Below are 16,521 nucleotides of genomic sequence, written 5' to 3'. Positions count from 1 at the left end.
ATATGAACCCACCCATTCTCGAACGCGATCCGTCCGACCCGCAGAAAGAGAAGAAGGAAGGCGTCAACCCGCTGCTCAAGCTCGTTCTCGAGCTAGGGCCGCTGCTGGTGTTCTTTTTCGCCAATGCGCGAGGCGAATGGCTGACGCAGAAATTCCCGGCGCTGGCTGAATTCGGTGGCCCGATCTTCGTCGCCACCGGCCTGTTCATGGCCGCCACCGCGATCGCGCTGGTCGCGTCGTGGCTACTCACCCGCACCCTGCCGATCATGCCGATGGTGTCGGGCGTCGTCGTCTTCATCTTCGGCGCGTTGACGCTCTACCTGCAGGACGACATCTTCATCAAGATGAAGCCGACCATCGTCAACACGCTGTTCGGCGGCGTGCTGCTCGGAGGGTTGTTCTTCGGCAGATCGCTGCTCGGCTACGTCTTCGATTCCGCCTTCAGGCTGGATGCCGAGGGCTGGAGAAAACTCACCTTCCGCTGGGGTCTGTTCTTCCTGTTCCTGGCCCTCGTCAACGAGGTGGTGTGGCGGAATTTTTCGACCGATGCCTGGGTTACCTTCAAGGTCTGGGGCATCATGCCGATCACGCTTCTGTTCACCTTCAGCCAGATGCCGCTGATCCTGCGCCATTCGCTGGACGACAAGACCGGCGGCGAAGAGAAGGCCGGCAAGTAAGGCCTGCAAATTGGGGGGAGTGCCATGGAATTCGTTACCACGCGCGAAGAGCTGCGGACGATCTACAAGACGCCGCGTCCGACGGATGGTTCGATCCGCAAGGAATTGAAGGCGCTGGACGGCCATTGCCGCTCCTTCATCGGCAAGAGCCCCTTCGTGCTGATCGGCTCCTCCGACGGCGAAGGCAATGCCGATGTGACGCCCAAAGGCGACAAGCCAGGATTCGCCGCCGTGCTTGACGACAGGACCATCGCCATCCCCGACCGGCCCGGCAACAACCGGCTGGATACGCTGGAGAACATCCTGCTCAACCCGTCGGTCGGGCTGCTGTTCCTCATTCCCGGCATGAACGAGACGCTGCGCGTCAACGGCGACGCCCGCATCACCGTCGACGCGGGTTTGCGCGAACGGCTGGCCGTCGACGGCAAGGAGCCGCAGAGCGTCGTCGTGGTCGCCGTCAAGGCCGCCTACATGCATTGCGCCAAGGCCTTCATGCGCTCCGACTTGTGGAAGCCCAACAGCTGGTACGACCGCGCCACGCTGCCGACGCTCGGTCAGATCCTGCGCGACCAACTGGCGCTCGCCGATTCGGCCGAGGCGACCGACCGCTGGCTGGACGACGAATACAAGCAGACGATGTGGTAGCCTGCGCGGAAGATTCGTCCGAGCGTCGCCTTGCTGAACCTCCTTGCCATTTCCGGCAGCCTGCGGGCGGCCTCCACCAATTCGGGCCTGGTCGCGGCACTGGCGTGGAACGCGCCAGAGGGCTGCCGCGTCGCCATCCATGAAGGACTCGGCCTGCTGCCGATCTTCAACCCCGACGACGAGGGTGAGCGGACGCCGTCCGAAGCGTCCAGGCTGATCGATGCCGTCACCGCCGCCGACGGCGTCATCATCTCATGCCCGGAATATGCGCATGGCGTGCCGGGCGGCCTGAAGAATGCGCTCGACTGGCTGGTCTCGCGCGATGCCGCCGTCGACAAGCCGGCCATGCTGGTGCACGCCTCGCCGCGCTCGCTCTATGCCCGCGCCGCATTGGCGGAGATCATGCGCACCATGTCCTTCGCGCTTCATGACGGCGGGCTGGAGATCGGGCTGCTCGGCAAGAAGCCAGCTGAGGTGGAGGCCGTCCTGGGGGAGCAGGCGAACGCGTTGGCAATGCGAGATGCGTTGTCCGCTTTCGCGGATTTCATTCGCGCGCGTTAGCGCCTACCCTTTTCTCAGCGTCTCGACATCGGTCTTGCCGACATACCAGTCGCGGGCGTTGACCTCCTCGAAGACCACCCAGACATCGTCATTGCCGAGCCCGGTGGCGTCCATGATCGCCGCCGTGACTTTTTTGGCGATGTCGGCTTTCTTGCCGGCCGGATCGGCGGCGATCACTTCCTTGACGATGCGGATGTTGACGAATGGCATGACGTCCTCCCCTTTAATTCAGCTCAGTAGGTCTTGGCGCCGTTCACCATCAGCCGGACCATGTAGAGCGAGGTGGTGCCGGCGATGTAGAGACAGTTCAGCTTGGCGCCGCCGAACACGCAATTGGCCGTCACCTCGGGCACCTTGACCTTGCCGATCAGCGTTCCGTCCGGATCGTAGCAATGGATGCCATCGGCGGCGCTGGTCCAGATGCGCCCGGCATCGTCGAGCCTGAAGCCGTCGAACAGGCCTGCGGTGCAGTCGGCGAAGACTTTTTCACCCGAGACCTTCTTGCCGCCCTCACCGACATTGAATACCCGCATATGCGCCGGGTTCTGCGCGCCATGCGTGCGGCCGGTGTCGACGACATAGAGCTTGCTCTCGTCGAGCGAGAAAGCCAGCCCGTTCGGCCTGACCATGTCGGTGATGACAGCCTCGACATCGCCGGTACCGGGATCGACGCGGTAGACATGGCAGGCGCCGATCTCGCTCTCGGCCTTGTCGCCCTCGTAATCGGTGTCGATGCCGTAGGTTGGATCGGTGAACCAGATCGAGCCGTCCGACTTGACCACCACGTCATTGGGCGAATTCAGCCGCTTGCCCTTCCATTTGGCGGCAATGGTGGTGACCGAACCGTCGAACTCGGTGCGGCTGACGCGGCGCCCCGAATGCTCGCAGGTCACCAGCCGGCCCTGCCGGTCGACGGTGTTGCCGTTGGAATTGCCGCATGGCTGCCGAAACACGCTGACGCTGCCGTCGGTCTCGTCGTAACGCATCATGCGGTTGTTCGGGATGTCGGACCAGACGACATAGCGACCGGCGGCGAACCAGGCCGGCCCTTCCGCCCATCGGCAGCCGGTGAAGAGCTTATCCACTTGCGCATTGCCGTTGAACAACCGCGCAAAACGCGGATCGAGAATTTCGTAGTCGGCGGCGGCCATTCTTTCCTCCCGGTAACGTTGGCGATCCGGCGGCGATCAAGCCAGCAGGAGATCGATATGGCAAGGTCGGCGGCGATGACATTTCCGCAATTTGTAAGACAAAACGACAGGAACCGGCATTCCCATCACGGAAGGGCAATGCGCCGGCGCCGGGGGTGGCGTTCAGGCGCCATTAACCGGCTATGCACATAGCGCAATGGTGCATTGCAACATCTTCTTTTTGCGATGCACTATTCCTATGTCATGCTCCGTATCGATCAAGGGAGGAAGAAACCGGCCGCCAAATGCGGCCCAGAAGGAAACTCGCTATGATCCTCGACAGCCTCTTGACCCGCGCCCGCAGCAGCATTGCCAAGCGCAAGAACTACAACCGCCTCGTCGCTGAAATCGACAGCTTCTCCAGCCGCGATCTGGCCGACATGCGCGCCGACCGCTCGGAAATGCTTTATCAGGTCCACAAGCAGATCTACGGCTGAGCCCGCAACAAGCAGACCAGCGCGCTCCGAGACATTGCTGTTCCTCAACGGTGATGACGAGGGCGCGTGAAAACAGAAGCATTTGACGCGTCGGCGAGCGGCGAACGCTTGTCCTTCAATTGTCGACGCGCCCGAAAGCCGGCACCTCGCCGATGACGGTGCGCCGGTCCTTGCCGCAGGCGAAGGACCGTGCTTTCTCGTCGGCAAGCTTGCGCGCCTGATCGTTGGCGGCAGGATTTCCTGTAGCCAGCACCAGTGCGACCGTGCAGCCGTCGCGCGCATCCATTTGCGCGACCTTGGAGACGAGCAGCACGTCGGTGGGTTTCTTCTCGTCTTCCGGATTGCTGATTGAGCGGCGGTGAATGACCGCGAACGGCACCGCCTTGTCGCCGTCGGTCTCGATGCGCCACTCGATCCTGGCGCCTGAGGAATTGAAGCCGGAGAAACTTTCCCAGACCGATGTCATGTCGCCGCCGGGCGGGAAACCATAAAACAGCGATTCGCGCGCATCGTCATAGGCGATCAGCACCGGATAGCCACGATAGCCCGAACAGGCGAGGTCGGCCCAGTCGCCATCACCGTCCCCGGCCTGCGCATAGGTGACGCAGTCGTTCTTCCAGTCGAGATCGGTGTAGGCGCTCGATATCTCGCCGGCATGCGCTGCCCGGCAGACGCTGGCGAGAACGAGCGGAAGAACCAGGCTGCGCATCGCGGACATCTCCGTTGAAGGTCGCAGCAGCCTATCGCCAAACACTATTTCTTCAAGCTCGCCTCGATCAGCAGATCGGCGTTGATCGCCACCGACGCCGCCGGGCCACCGGCGCCGAACAACTGGCCGCTGATATAGGCGCCTTCGATCAGAAGCAGCAGACCGTCGCCCAGCGTGTCGGCGTCGGCGGCATTCATCGCGGCGGCCATGGCGCGCAGGCGGCGGCGCAGTTCCTGCTTGTTGTCCTCGCTCACCACGCGCGCCGGATGGCCGCGCTCGGGATATTCTACGGCCGCATTGGTCATGCCGCAGCCGCGATAGTCAGGCTTCTGCGTGCGCTTGCCGACGCGGGTCAGGAAGGCTCGGATTTGCGCGCGCGGATCGCTGGGATGGGCGTTCACCGCCTCGTCGAAGCGTTCCCAGAATTCGAGGTCGTATCGGCGCAGATAAGAGGCGGCCAATTCGTCCTTGGAGGGAAAGCTGCGATAGAGGCTGGGCTTGGTGACCCCTGCGCGCCTGACGATCTCATCGACGCCAATTGCCCTGATGCCTTGCCGGTAAAACAGATCGCGCGCCACGCCGAGTATCTTTTCCGCCGCCTTTGGCGGAGCCGACGCGTGAGCGCTGCTGATGGACGGTTCAATTTTATTGTCTGGTGGCATTCGCGGTCTCGGTTGACACTGTTACCGATCGGTACGTATACATGTTTCCATCCTGCAACGTACCGGTCAGTAACATGCTAGCTCAATCCCGTCCATTTGGCCAGCGCTACGCTTTCGTCGTGGTCGCCGTCATCTTTCTCTGCCTGCTGATCGCGGCCGGCCTGCGCTCCGCGCCAGCCGTCATGATGCTGCCGCTGGAGGAAAGTTTCGGCTGGCGGCGCGACGTGGTGTCGCTGGCTGCCGCGGTTGGCATCTTCCTCTACGGCCTGACCGGGCCGTTTGCCGCCGCGCTGATGGAGCGGATCGGGCTGCGGCGCACACTGCTTGCCGCGCTTGTGGTGATGTCGGCCTCCACCGCGCTCAGCCTGCTGATGACCAAGCCATGGCATCTGCTGATCACCTGGGGCGTGTTTTCCGGCGTCGGCTCCGGCGCGGTCGCCACCGTGCTCGGCGCCACCATCGTCAACCGCTGGTTCAAGACCAACCGCGGTCTCGTCATGGGCTTGATGTCGGCCTCCAGCGCCACCGGTCTGCTGGTCTTCCTGCCGCTGCTGGCCTCGCTGGCGCAATCAGGCGGCTGGAAGCCGGTCGTCACCGCCATCTCCGTCGCAACGGCCTGTCTGGTGCCGCTGGTGCTGCTGCTGGTGCCGGAACGCCCGGCATCGATCGGCATGGTGCGCTATGGCGCGGAAGCCGACGACGTGCCGCCGGTACCGCCGGCGGCACAAGGCAATTTCCTGACCCACACGCTGACCACGCTGCGCCGCGCCGCCGGCACGCGCGTCTTCTGGTACCTGTTCGCCACCTTCTTCGTCTGCGGTTTCACCACCAACGGGCTGGTCGGCACGCATCTCATCGCATTTTGCGGCGATATGGGCATCAACGAGGTGCAGGCGGCTGGCCTGTTGTCGATGATGGGCATTTTCGACCTGATCGGCACCACGCTGTCGGGCTGGCTCACCGACCGTTTCGATCCGCGCAAGCTGCTCGGCGTCTATTATGCGATCCGCGGCCTTTCGCTGATCTATCTGCCCTATTCCGGCTTTTCGGCGACTAGTCTGATCATCTTCGCCGTGCTTTACGGTCTCGACTGGATCGCCACCGTGCCGCCGACGCTGCGGCTCGCCAATGAAGCCTTCGGCGACCGCAGCGGCCCGATCGTGTTCGGCTGGATCGTCGCGGGCCATCAGGTGGGCGCGGCAACCGCCGCCTTCTTCGGCGGCACCATGCGCGAACTGCAAGGCAATTACGAACTGGCCTTCCTGATCGCCGGCATGACCGCGATTGCCGCCGCCTGTATCTCGCTCCTGATCAACACCAGCCGGCCGGCGTTCGACCCGGAGCCGCAGGCGGCGTAGTGCGCCTTCGGACGAGGGGCCGTCGGTCAGATTGGCGATCTTTCAATAAGGGGGAGATCGGCAGCTTCGCCAACGGCGCGCAGCCGATCAGTCGGGATAGCAGACTATCGGAACGTTGGGCCAAACCGCGCTATCGCAGTTGGCGCTTTGCTGCCTTTGCTTGAAGGCCGCGCTGACCGGCCCCGTCACCACCGGATCGACGCCATCGGGCGCATCCGCAAAGACCTGTTCGGCGCTCGGGATATCGCTCGGCAGAGCGGGCCGCGCTTCCTTGAGCGTCGCCGCGGATTGAGCGGCGCCGGCAGCCAGCAGCACGGCGAAAGCCGCAGTTGCGAGAATCGGCCGAAATTTGACGACTGCGTTGGTCATGGTGTTCGAACTGCCCGGGCCCGCAAAAGGTTCCCGCCTTGGTTAACAAAACCATTTCACATGGCGATGCTTAAGATTTGATGATTATTTGGTGTCGCGCTTCCTCTTTCGCAAATGCGAAAAACCCTGTATGAGCCGCGCAACACGAAAGAGGCGGCGCCTTTTGGCCTGCTGCCTGCAACGCTCCCGAGACCAGATCATGAACCTCCGCAATATCGCGATCATCGCGCACGTCGACCATGGAAAGACCACCCTTGTCGACCAGCTTCTGAAACAATCCGGCGCCTTCCGCGACAATCAGCGCGTCGCCGAACGCGCCATGGATTCCAACGACCTCGAAAAGGAACGTGGCATCACCATCCTGGCCAAGGCGACCTCGGTCGACTGGAAGGGTACCCGCGTCAACATCGTCGACACCCCCGGCCACGCCGATTTCGGCGGCGAGGTCGAGCGCATCCTGTCGATGGTGGATTCGGCGATCGTGCTGGTCGACGCCGCCGAAGGCCCGATGCCGCAGACCAAGTTCGTCGTCGGCAAGGCGCTCAAGGTCGGCTTGAAGCCCATCGTCGTCATCAACAAGATCGACCGGCCGGACGCCCGCCATGTCGAGGTGGTCAACGAGGTGTTCGACCTGTTTGCCGCGCTCGACGCCACCGACGAGCAGCTCGACTTCCCGATCCTTTATGGTTCGGGGCGCGACGGCTGGGTCTCGGAAAATCCGGAAGGTCCCAAGGACCAGGGCCTGTCGCCGCTGTTCGACCTCGTCCTCAAGCATGTGCCCGCGCCGACCGTGCATCCCGGCCCGTTCCGCATGATCGGCACTATCCTGGAAGCCAATCCGTTCCTCGGCCGTATCATCACCGGCCGCATCGAGAGCGGAACGCTGAAGGCCAACCAGGCGGTCAAGGTGCTGCATCATGACGGTACCCAGATCGAAACCGGCCGCATTTCCAAGATACTGGCCTTCCGCGGCCTCGAGCGCCAGCCGATCGAGGAAGCGCAGGCGGGCGACATCGTCGCCATTGCCGGCCTGTCCAAAGGCACCGTCGCCGACACGTTCTGCGACCTGAGCGTGAGCGAGCCGCTGCACGCGCAGCCGATCGATCCGCCGACCGTGACCATGTCTTTCCTCGTCAACGATTCGCCGCTGGCCGGCACGGAAGGCGACAAGGTGACCAGCCGCGTCATCCGCGACCGCCTGCTGCGCGAAGCCGAGGGCAATGTCGCGCTCAAGATCGAGGAATCGCCTGACAAGGATTCCTTCTTCGTGTCGGGCCGTGGCGAATTGCAGCTTGCCGTGCTGATCGAGACCATGCGCCGCGAGGGCTTTGAAATCGCCGTGTCGCGGCCGCGCGTGGTCATGCAGAAGGGCGAGAACGGCGAATTGCTGGAGCCGGTCGAGGAAGTCGTCATCGACGTCGACGAGGAGCATGCCGGCGTCGTCGTGCAGAAAATGTCCGAGCGCAAGGCCGAGATGGTCGAATTGCGCCCCTCCGGCGGCAACCGCCAGCGCCTCGTCTTCCACGCGCCGACGCGCGGCCTGATCGGCTACCAGTCGGAACTCTTGACCGACACGCGCGGCACCGCCGTGATGAACCGGCTGTTCCATGCCTATGAGCCCTATAAGGGCGAACTGCCCGGCCGCACCAACGGCGTGCTGATCTCCAACGAGCAGGGCGAGTCCGTCGCCTACGCCATGTGGAACCTGGAGGATCGTGGCCCGATGGTCATCGATCCGGGCGTCAAAGTCTATCAGGGCATGATCATCGGCATCCACTCCCGCGACAACGACCTGGAAGTGAACGTGCTGAAGGGCAAGAAGCTGACCAACATCCGCGCCGCCGGCAAGGACGAGGCGGTCAAGCTGACACCGCCGATCCGCATGACGTTGGAGCGCGCGCTGGCCTGGATCCAGGACGACGAGCTGGTCGAGGTGACACCGAAGACCATCCGCCTGCGCAAGCTTTATCTGGATCCCAACGAGCGCAAGCGCTTCGAGAAATCGTCCAAGGCCGTCGGCGCCGCGTAATTTCTGCTTTCTGATCGTATCCGGGAGGGGCGGAGCACCAGGTGCTTCGCCCCTCTGCCGTTCATCCCCTGGCGGCAGATATGATGGCCTGCCGGTCGGGTTCGCCGGCCAGGTCGACGCGGACCGTCGTCCCGTCGCGTGCCGGCTTGCGCAAAGCCTTGGCCCCGTCGCAATCGACAACCAACAGGCGTTTCTCTTCCAGGGCCTGAAGCCGCGACCGTGAGATGCCGAGTTCGTTGGCGAGCAAACGATCGAGTCGCAGCGATATCGGCATTTCGAGCCCGAGCCGGAGCTCCAGCACGCTTGCAGCTTCGCTTGTCCCGCCAAGCGCCGTCTTGTGCACGTCGACGTCGGGAAACTCCTCGACACGCCCCACCTGGCCGCGCAGTGCGGTCACATCGAATGCATGGCGCCGGGCAAGTGCTGCATCGTTGCTCTCCAGCGCCCGCAGCAGCGCCGGCTCGATTTCGCGGCGGTTGCGGCGCTCGAAAATGCCGAAATTCCAGGAATTGTCGCAGTTGATACAACGATAGATCAGCCAGACGTCAATGCGCTTGCCGTTGGCGTTGACGCGGAACTTTCCGCTGCTGCGATAGGCTTTGACGCCGCCGCAGCGATTGCAGGTGATCAGGGGACGTGGTGCGGTTTGAGGCGCGATCGTCCAGCGGATGCGCAAGGCGGAAGACATGCCGATAAGCCCTTCCCGTCGGGAAGTTCATCAGGTCGGCAATGTCGAGATGCCCAGGCGGGCACGGCGTGGCGGTAGGCTGCGGTTCTTGGGATCAGGCGTCGCGGCGCATGCGACAGCGGTTCAGCAGTGCCAAACCGGTCTCGAACCGCCGCCCAGAGGAACACATGAAATGGAAAAAGGCACCGTTGTGGCGGCGCCATGCATTGTGTCGGGGGAGTTGACGAGACCGGCGGTTACGTAGGCAAAGTGAAGCTCGAAATTGTTTCGCGGCGATCTATCTAGCCGCGAGATGCCGGGCCGGCAAGCATGTTGATGCTACCGAAACTCGATCGCTTGCGCTATTGTCTGGCATTGAAGGTTTTCAAGCCGAGATCCTCACCATGCATCTCACCTCGCTCCTGATCTTCGCCGGCGCGCTCTTCGTGGCCGCCGGTTCGCCGGGTCCTTCGATCGCGGCACTCGTCGCCCGCGTCATCGCCAAGGGGTTTCGCGACGTGTTCCCGTTCCTGCTCGCCATGTGGATCGGCGAGGGCATCTGGCTGTCGCTGGCCGTGTTCGGGCTGGCGGTGGTGGCGCAGACTTTCCATTTCGCTTTCGTCATCGTCAAATGGGTCGGCGTCGCCTATCTCGCTTACCTCGCCTGGAAGATGTGGACCGCGCCTGTCGAAGCGAATGAAGGCGAGATGCCGCGCGAGGACTCGCCCGGCAAACTGTTCTTCGCCGGCATGGCCGTGACGCTCGGCAACCCCAAGATCATGATGTTCTACCTGGCCTTGCTGCCGACCATCATCGACCTTGCTTCGGTGACGGTGGTTGGCTGGATCGAGCTGACGGCGACCATGGCGGTGGTGCTTGTTATCATCGACCTTGCCTGGGTGCTGGCCGCCGCCCAGGCGCGCAAGCTCCTGAAGAGCAAGCGCGCCATGAGAATTGCCAACCGCGTCAGCGCCACCACCATGGCCGGTGCAGCCGCGGCGATCGCGGCGCGCTCGTGACCGTCACATCATTTCGACGATCGGCGCGATCTCGACGCTGAAGGCCGGGTTCATCAGGATCGGGCAATCCCTGGCCTTGGCGACGGCATCGTCGATGTCCCTGGCTTCCACGATCGTGTAGCCGGCGGTCGGGTTGCTGCCGCCATTGTTCTCGACCTTGCCGTCGGGCAGCACCGTCTTCGACATGCCGACCGGATTGCCGCCGTCGACCACGGCCGAGCCGAGCTTGCCGTACCAGCCGTTCCAGGCATCCATCGCCGCTTTGCGTTCGGCCTCCTCGGTCGGCATCTTGCCGGAGCCGTGATAGACATAGAGAAATTTCGCCATGTTCTCCTCCCTTGTCGGCGGCATCGAACCGGCATGCGGTCATGCCGCCCGGCGATCATCGGACCAAACCGGCAAACAAGCAATGAGAATGAGAGGTGGCTAATATATGAGCAGGTAGCCTGCTCGTCACCTTGCCATGGCGTGGTACTCGGAGTTCGGGCGCATATCGATTGCCGCCGCCACCCGGTTCGACATGTTGAAGAAGGCGGCCGTGGAGGCGATGTCCCAAATGTCGCGATCGGTGAAGCCGGCCATACGCAGGGCCGCGCGGTCGGCTTCGACGATCTTGGCCGGCTCCTCTGTCAGCTTGACCGCGAATTCCAGCATCGCGAGCTGCTTCGATGAAAGATCGGCGGCGCGGAAATTCATTACCATCATCTCGCCGAGCGAAGGGTCGCCCGACAGCTGCCGCACGGCGGCGCCATGCGCCGTCAAGCAGTAGTAGCAATGGTTGATGGAGGAGACAGCGACCGCGATCATCTCGCGCTCCAGCTTCGACAGGCCTGAATCACCCAGCATCAGATCATTGTACATGTCGGTGAAGGCACGCAGCTTCTTGTCGTCGAAGGCATAGGCGCGCAACACGTTGGGGATCAGGCCGAGCTTCTCCTCGCATTTGGCGAAATAGGTCCTGGTGGCATCGCTCAGCTCAGCGGCGGCGAGATCGAGCGCGGTGATCTTGTCGGTCATGGGCATTCCTCCTCGTTTGTCGCCGGCTGCCGCCGAATTGCGATAATTCTTGGCACGCCGTCAAACCTTTGTCGCCAAATAGCGGTCATCTGCTACATAGTCCGCAAAAGCATACGACGGGAGGAAAGAAGCGTCATGGCCAGCGTGAAATCGGCGAGCAGGTCGAAGAAGAAAGCCACGGCGATGCCGAAGACGCAGGAAAGGCCGGCCAGGCTTGCCGACTACCTGCTCGCCCGCGCGCCGGCGGAAGACATTGCCGCCTATGAGGTGGCGGACCTCGAACGCGCCGCGGATCTCGCCGGCCGCGCGGTCGCCGGTCACAAGAAGGGCGCGTGCGCCGTCGCCGTCGATACCGATACCGGCGTCGTTCGCGAGGGCCGACCCGTCACGATCGTCACCGTCGTCAACGACAATATGCCTTTCCTGTTCGATTCCATACTCGGCGAGATCACCGAGAGTGCCGGCGAGCCGACCCTGGTCACGCACCCCGTCATCACCGTCCGCCATGGCAAGGACGGCGTCGAGGAAATTCTCGGCGACGGCAATTTCGCCAGGGACGACGGCAGCCACGACCGGCTGAGCGTCATTCACGTCCATATTCCTCGGCTGACCCCGGAGCAGGCGAACGGCTTGGCCGAGCGGCTGCGCAAGATACTCGGCCAGGTCCATTCAGCCGTCAGCGACTGGAAGCCGATGCTGGCCCGCCTCGACCAGGCGATCTCGGAATTCCGCTATTCGGCGGTACCCCTGGACAAGAAGAGCGTGGCCGAGGCGATCGCCTTCCTGGAGTGGCTGCGCGACGACAATTTCACTTTCCTCGGCATGCGCGAATTCACATATGTCGGCGGCGAGGAAAGCGGCACGCTGGAGCGTGCCGACAAGCCTGGCCTGGGCATATTGTCCGACCTGGACGTGCTGGTGCTGCGGCGCGGCACCGAAGCGGTGACGACAACGCCGGAGATTCGAGCCTTCCTGCATGGGCCGGAGCCGCTGATCGTCACCAAGGCCAATGCCAAGTCTTCCGTGCACCGGCGCATCTATCTCGATTATATCGGCATCAAGACCTACACCGCCAAGGGCGCTCTGGCGGGCGAACTGCGCATTGTCGGCCTGTTCACGTCGACCGCCTACACGCGCTCGGTGATGAAGATCCCCTATCTCAGGTCGAAGGCCGAAACCGTCATCGCCAAATCCGGTTTCGACCGGCACGACCACTCCGGCAAGGCGCTGATCAACGTGCTGGAGAGCTATCCGCGCGACGAGCTGTTCCAGGTGCCGGTGCCGATCCTGAGGAAGCATGCCGCGGCCATTCTGGGCCTCGTCGAGAGGCCGCGCGTGCGGGCACTGGTGCGTGCCGACCAGTTCGACCGCTTCGTCTCCATCCTCGTCTTCGTGCCGCGCGACCGTTACGACAGCGTCGTGCGCGAGAAGGTCGGCACCTACCTCAAGACGGTGTTCGAAGGCCGGCTGTCGGCCTACTACCCGGCCTTCCCGGAAGGCGGGCTGGCGCGCGTGCATTTCATCATCGGCCGCTCCGGCGGCAAGACGCCGAAGGTCGAACAGGCGACGATCGAGGCGGCGATCCGCGACATCGTGCGCACCTGGGAGGACGCCCTTTCCGAGGCGGCGGAAACCAGCGGCAGCGACCCGGCGCTGAAGAGGATCGCGGCACGATTTCCGGAAAGCTACCGGGACTCCTTCAGCGCCGGTGTGGCGCTGGTCGATGCCGGGCGTATCGCCAAGATCAGCGCCAGCAATCCGATCGCCATCGATTACTATCGCCATGCCGAGCAGAAGCCGCACCAGGCGGCGCTGAAAATCTATCACCATGGCAGCCCGGTGGCGCTGTCGCGGCGCGTGCCGGTGCTGGAAAATATCGGTTTCCGCGTCATCAGCGAGCGCACCTTCGAGGTCGGCGACGACAAAGCCGGGAATAGCGGCCAGCCCGGCATGATCAATAGTGATCAGCCCGGCACCGTCTTCATCCACGACATGGAGCTGGAGAACAGCTACGGAAAGCCGATCGACCTCAGCAATGGCGGCGCGCTGTTCGAGGACGCGTTCCTCTCGGTGTGGCGCGGCGACGTCGACAATGACGGCTACAACGGCCTTGCCCAGACCGCAGGCCTGTGGTCGGGTGAAATCACCATCCTGCGCGCCTATGGTCGCTATTTGCAGCAGGCCGGCATTCCGCAGAGCCAGGATTTCATCGCCGCGGCCCTCAACCGCTATCCCGAGATCGCACGCGGCCTGCACGCGCTGTTCATCGCCCGGCTCGGCCCGACAGCCGAGACGGAAGGCGTGGTGGCGGCAAAGCATCTCAAGGCCAAGATCAAGGACGCGCTGGAAGACGTTCCCAACATCGACGACGACGCCATCATCCGCCGCTACCTCAATCTCATCGAAGCCTCGCTGCGCACCAATCATTTCGTTGCCGATACGAAAGCCAAGGGCCAGTCGCTGGCGATCAAACTCGATTCGCGTTCGGTCGACGGGTTGCCCGAGCCGCGACCGTGGCGGGAAATCTTCGTCTACGGCTCTGAGGTCGAGGGCGTGCATCTGCGCTTCGGTCCGGTGGCGCGCGGCGGCCTGCGCTGGTCGGACCGCGCCCAGGATTACCGCACCGAGGTGCTCGGCCTGGTCAAGGCACAGCAGGTCAAGAACGCGGTCATCGTGCCGGTCGGCGCCAAGGGCGGGTTCTATCCGAAGAAGCTGCCGATGAGCGCCGGCCGCGACGCCATCTTCGAAGCCGGCACCTCGGCCTACAAGAACTTCGTTTCCAGCCTTTTGTCGATCACCGACAATATCGGCCTCGACGGCGTCATCCCGCCGGCCGGCGTTATCAGGCGCGACCAGGACGATCCCTATTTCGTCGTTGCCGCCGACAAGGGCACGGCAACTTTCTCGGACACCGCCAACGCCATCAGTGAAAGCCATGGCTTCTGGCTTGACGATGCCTTCGCCAGCGGCGGTTCGGCCGGGTACGACCATAAGAAGATGGGCATCACCGCCAAGGGCGCGTGGGAGGCGGTCAAGCGGCATTTCCGCGAGATGAACCGCGACATCCAGACCACGCCCTTCTCCGTCGTCGGGGTGGGCGACATGTCGGGCGACGTGTTCGGCAACGGCATGCTGTTGTCACCGAAGACAAGGCTGATCGCAGCCTTCGACCACCGCGACATCTTCATCGATCCCGATCCCGACATGGCGGCATCGATGGCCGAGCGCCAGCGCATGTTCGCTCTTCCCCGTTCGAGCTGGCAGGACTACGACAAGAGCAAGCTCTCCGAGGGCGGCGTCATCGTCTCGCGCGGCCAGAAATCGATCACCTTGCCGGCCGCTGCTGCTGCTGCGATCGGCCTCAACAAGACGACCGCCACGCCGGTCGAGATCATGAGCGCCATCCTCAAGGCGCCCGTCGACCTCTTGTGGTTCGGCGGCATCGGCACGTATTTGCGGGCCTCGACCGAGACCAACGCCGAGGTCGGTGATCGCGCCAACGACGCCGTCCGCATCACCGCGCTCGACGTGCGCGCCAAGGTGATCGGCGAGGGGGCCAATCTCGGGGTGACGCAGCGCGCGCGCATCGAATTCGGCATGAATGGCGGGCGTTGCAATTCCGACGCCATCGACAATTCGGGCGGGGTCAACTGTTCCGACGTCGAGGTCAATATCAAGATCGCGCTGGCGTCCGCCATGCGCAAAGGGTCGTTGACCCGGCCTGCGCGCGACAAGCTTCTCGCCGAGATGACCGGCGAGGTCGGCGAGCTGGTCCTGTCCAACAACTACCAGCAGACGCTGGCGCTCTCCATCGCCCGCAAGCGCGGCCTCGCCGACATCGCCCACCAGGCCCGCTTCATGTCGGCGCTGGAAGCACGCGGCCTGCTCGACCGCACGGTCGAGACGCTGCCCTCGCCGGCGGCCCTTGCCGAGCGCGAGACGCGCGACGAGCCGCTGACCAGGGCCGAGCTCGGCGTGCTGCTCGCCTATGCCAAGATCGTGCTGTTTTCCGACATCGTCGCAAGCGACGTGCCTGACGAGCCGCATTTCGACCGCGACCTGATGGGCTATTTCCCCGACCGGATGGCGAAGAAATATGCCGCCGAGATACACGGCCATCGCCTGCGCCGCGAGATCATCGCCCGCGTCGTCGCCAATGAGCTGGTCAACCGCGGCGGTCCCTCCTTCGTCAACCGGTTGCGGGAAGCGACGGGGCGCACCGCCGCCGACGTGGTGCGCACCTTCGCCGTGGTGCGCGACGGCTTTGCCTTGCCGGCGCTTTACCGCGAGATCGACGCGCTCGACAATCAGATCGACGGCCAGATGCAGCTCGATCTCTACCAGGCGGTCAGCCGGCTGATCTACGTGACCAGCGGCTGGTACTTGAAGAACGACGCCGGCACGGCGCCGCTTGCCCAGCGCATCGCCGAATTGCAGGAGGCCCGCAAGGCGCTGGAGCCGAAACTCGTTTCGCTGCTCCCCGATTATTCGCGCGAACGGATCGACGAGAAGCGGCATGGACTGTTCAAGGCCGGGGCGCCGGACAGGCTGGCAGCGCAACTGGCGCTGGCCGATGTGGCGGAGCTGATCCCCGACATCGCGCTGACGGCGCGAACGGCAGGCGCCGACATCGTCGCCGCGGCGAAGGCCTTCTTCGCGGTCAGCGACGCCTTCCGTATTCCGCGCGTCGAGGAGGCGGCCCGCTCCATCACACCGGCGGACTATTACGACCAGCTCGCCCTGTCGCGCGCCACCGACACGATCGGGACCGCGCGGCGCGGCATCGCGGTGGCGGCACTCGTGAACCACGCCGGGGCAGCCGACCCGGTGGCGGCGTGGCTGGAGGCCGGCGGGGAGAGGATCGGCCGCACCCGCGAACGGCTGCAGGCGCTGACCGAGGGCGGCGACATCACCGTGTCGCGGCTGTCGGTGGCATCGGGCCTGATGAGCGATCTGACGGGGATGTGAGCCATCGCCTGACTTACCCTCGCCTAGGCGGGGAGGCGGCGCCGGCCCTCACCCGGACCTTCGGTCCGACCGTCGCACAAGGGGCATAGGGGTGGCGCCCTTGCTCCGTTGATCTGAATGAAGGCGGGTAGGCCAAAGAACGGCGGCGCGGCGCGTGTTCGTTTGCATGACCCGCGGAAAACATGCAGACATGGGTGAACCGCCAACGAAACG

The 16,521-nt window shown here is 63.9% G+C and carries 16 protein-coding genes; 8 read left to right on the top strand and 8 right to left on the bottom strand.

Features of this window, described 5'->3' with window-relative positions; translation table 11 throughout:
- The first annotated feature begins 2 nt into the window (after positions 1 to 2).
- The 3 genes from FJ940_RS01000 to FJ940_RS00990 are packed head-to-tail and all read left to right on the top strand — an operon-like array spanning position 3 to position 1,883.
- The gene (locus tag FJ940_RS01000) at positions 3 to 677 is read left to right on the top strand and encodes a septation protein A (RefSeq protein ID WP_140492839.1); all 675 of its coding nucleotides are present in this window, start codon (positions 3 to 5) and stop codon (positions 675 to 677) included.
- A gap of 24 nt (positions 678 to 701) precedes the next feature.
- The gene (locus FJ940_RS00995) at positions 702 to 1,322 is read left to right on the top strand and encodes a pyridoxamine 5'-phosphate oxidase family protein (RefSeq protein ID WP_140492842.1); all 621 of its coding nucleotides are present in this window, start codon (positions 702 to 704) and stop codon (positions 1,320 to 1,322) included.
- A 30-nt stretch (positions 1,323 to 1,352) separates the two neighbouring features.
- Positions 1,353 to 1,883 (top strand): NADPH-dependent FMN reductase, encoded by a 531-nt coding sequence (locus FJ940_RS00990; RefSeq protein ID WP_140492845.1) that lies wholly within the window; start codon positions 1,353 to 1,355, stop codon positions 1,881 to 1,883.
- A gap of 3 nt (positions 1,884 to 1,886) precedes the next feature.
- On the opposite strand, the gene FJ940_RS00985 is transcribed toward FJ940_RS00990, so the two are convergent.
- A complete protein-coding gene (locus tag FJ940_RS00985) occupies positions 1,887 to 2,093 on the bottom strand; it encodes a 4-oxalocrotonate tautomerase family protein (RefSeq protein WP_013892236.1) in 207 nt (68 codons plus the stop codon).
- 23 nt (positions 2,094 to 2,116) lie between these two features.
- Complete coding sequence (locus FJ940_RS00980; RefSeq protein ID WP_140492848.1) at positions 2,117 to 3,034, bottom strand: SMP-30/gluconolactonase/LRE family protein; 918 nt, start codon at positions 3,032 to 3,034, stop codon at positions 2,117 to 2,119.
- Between the two features lie 308 nt (positions 3,035 to 3,342).
- On the opposite strand from FJ940_RS00980, the gene FJ940_RS00975 reads away from it, so the two are divergent.
- Entirely contained in the window at positions 3,343 to 3,510 is a 168-nt protein-coding gene (locus FJ940_RS00975) for a hypothetical protein (RefSeq protein ID WP_140492852.1), read from the top strand.
- A gap of 115 nt (positions 3,511 to 3,625) precedes the next feature.
- Here the strand turns inward: FJ940_RS00975 and FJ940_RS00970 are convergent, their stop codons facing one another.
- Positions 3,626 to 4,219 carry a hypothetical protein gene (locus FJ940_RS00970; protein WP_140492855.1) on the bottom strand — a complete coding sequence of 198 codons (594 nt, stop codon included), beginning with the start codon at positions 4,217 to 4,219 and terminating at the stop codon, positions 3,626 to 3,628.
- A gap of 44 nt (positions 4,220 to 4,263) precedes the next feature.
- Positions 4,264 to 4,881 carry a TetR/AcrR family transcriptional regulator gene (locus FJ940_RS00965; RefSeq protein WP_140492858.1) on the bottom strand — a complete coding sequence of 206 codons (618 nt, stop codon included), beginning with the start codon at positions 4,879 to 4,881 and terminating at the stop codon, positions 4,264 to 4,266.
- 74 nt (positions 4,882 to 4,955) lie between these two features.
- Between FJ940_RS00965 and FJ940_RS00960 the strand changes: the two genes are divergently transcribed.
- Positions 4,956 to 6,239 carry an MFS transporter gene (locus FJ940_RS00960; protein WP_140880322.1) on the top strand — a complete coding sequence of 428 codons (1,284 nt, stop codon included), beginning with the start codon at positions 4,956 to 4,958 and terminating at the stop codon, positions 6,237 to 6,239.
- A gap of 87 nt (positions 6,240 to 6,326) precedes the next feature.
- On the opposite strand, the gene FJ940_RS00955 is transcribed toward FJ940_RS00960, so the two are convergent.
- Positions 6,327 to 6,554: a hypothetical protein gene (locus tag FJ940_RS00955; RefSeq protein WP_224518939.1), complete on the bottom strand. Its 228-nt coding sequence runs from the start codon at positions 6,552 to 6,554 to the stop codon at positions 6,327 to 6,329.
- A gap of 253 nt (positions 6,555 to 6,807) precedes the next feature.
- Here FJ940_RS00955 and typA point away from each other — a divergent pair, with 253 nt between their 5' ends.
- Positions 6,808 to 8,637, top strand: a complete 1,830-nt coding sequence (gene typA / locus FJ940_RS00950) for a translational GTPase TypA (protein WP_140492867.1) — start codon at positions 6,808 to 6,810, stop codon at positions 8,635 to 8,637.
- A gap of 61 nt (positions 8,638 to 8,698) precedes the next feature.
- On the opposite strand, the gene FJ940_RS00945 is transcribed toward typA, so the two are convergent.
- Positions 8,699 to 9,325, bottom strand: coding sequence for a DUF1062 domain-containing protein (locus FJ940_RS00945; protein ID WP_140654893.1), 627 nt, complete (start codon positions 9,323 to 9,325; stop codon positions 8,699 to 8,701).
- A gap of 383 nt (positions 9,326 to 9,708) precedes the next feature.
- On the opposite strand from FJ940_RS00945, the gene FJ940_RS00940 reads away from it, so the two are divergent.
- Positions 9,709 to 10,323, top strand: coding sequence for a LysE family translocator (locus tag FJ940_RS00940; RefSeq protein ID WP_140654890.1), 615 nt, complete (start codon positions 9,709 to 9,711; stop codon positions 10,321 to 10,323).
- A 3-nt stretch (positions 10,324 to 10,326) separates the two neighbouring features.
- On the opposite strand, the gene FJ940_RS00935 is transcribed toward FJ940_RS00940, so the two are convergent.
- Both FJ940_RS00935 and FJ940_RS00930 read right to left on the bottom strand, forming a co-directional pair.
- Entirely contained in the window at positions 10,327 to 10,650 is a 324-nt protein-coding gene (locus FJ940_RS00935; protein WP_140492873.1) for a YciI family protein, read from the bottom strand.
- Positions 10,651 to 10,776: 126 nt separating this feature from the next.
- Entirely contained in the window at positions 10,777 to 11,340 is a 564-nt protein-coding gene (locus FJ940_RS00930; protein ID WP_140654888.1) for a peroxidase-related enzyme, read from the bottom strand.
- Positions 11,341 to 11,475: 135 nt separating this feature from the next.
- On the opposite strand from FJ940_RS00930, the gene FJ940_RS00925 reads away from it, so the two are divergent.
- A complete protein-coding gene (locus tag FJ940_RS00925) occupies positions 11,476 to 16,308 on the top strand; it encodes an NAD-glutamate dehydrogenase (protein ID WP_140654885.1) in 4,833 nt (1,610 codons plus the stop codon).
- Positions 16,309 to 16,521: the final 213 nt, after the last annotated feature.

Source organism: Mesorhizobium sp. B2-3-7 (assembly GCF_006442695.1).
GTDB lineage: Bacteria > Pseudomonadota > Alphaproteobacteria > Rhizobiales > Rhizobiaceae > Mesorhizobium.
Note: the sequence above shows the minus strand (reverse complement) of the source record. Positions and strands in the feature narration are given on the sequence as shown.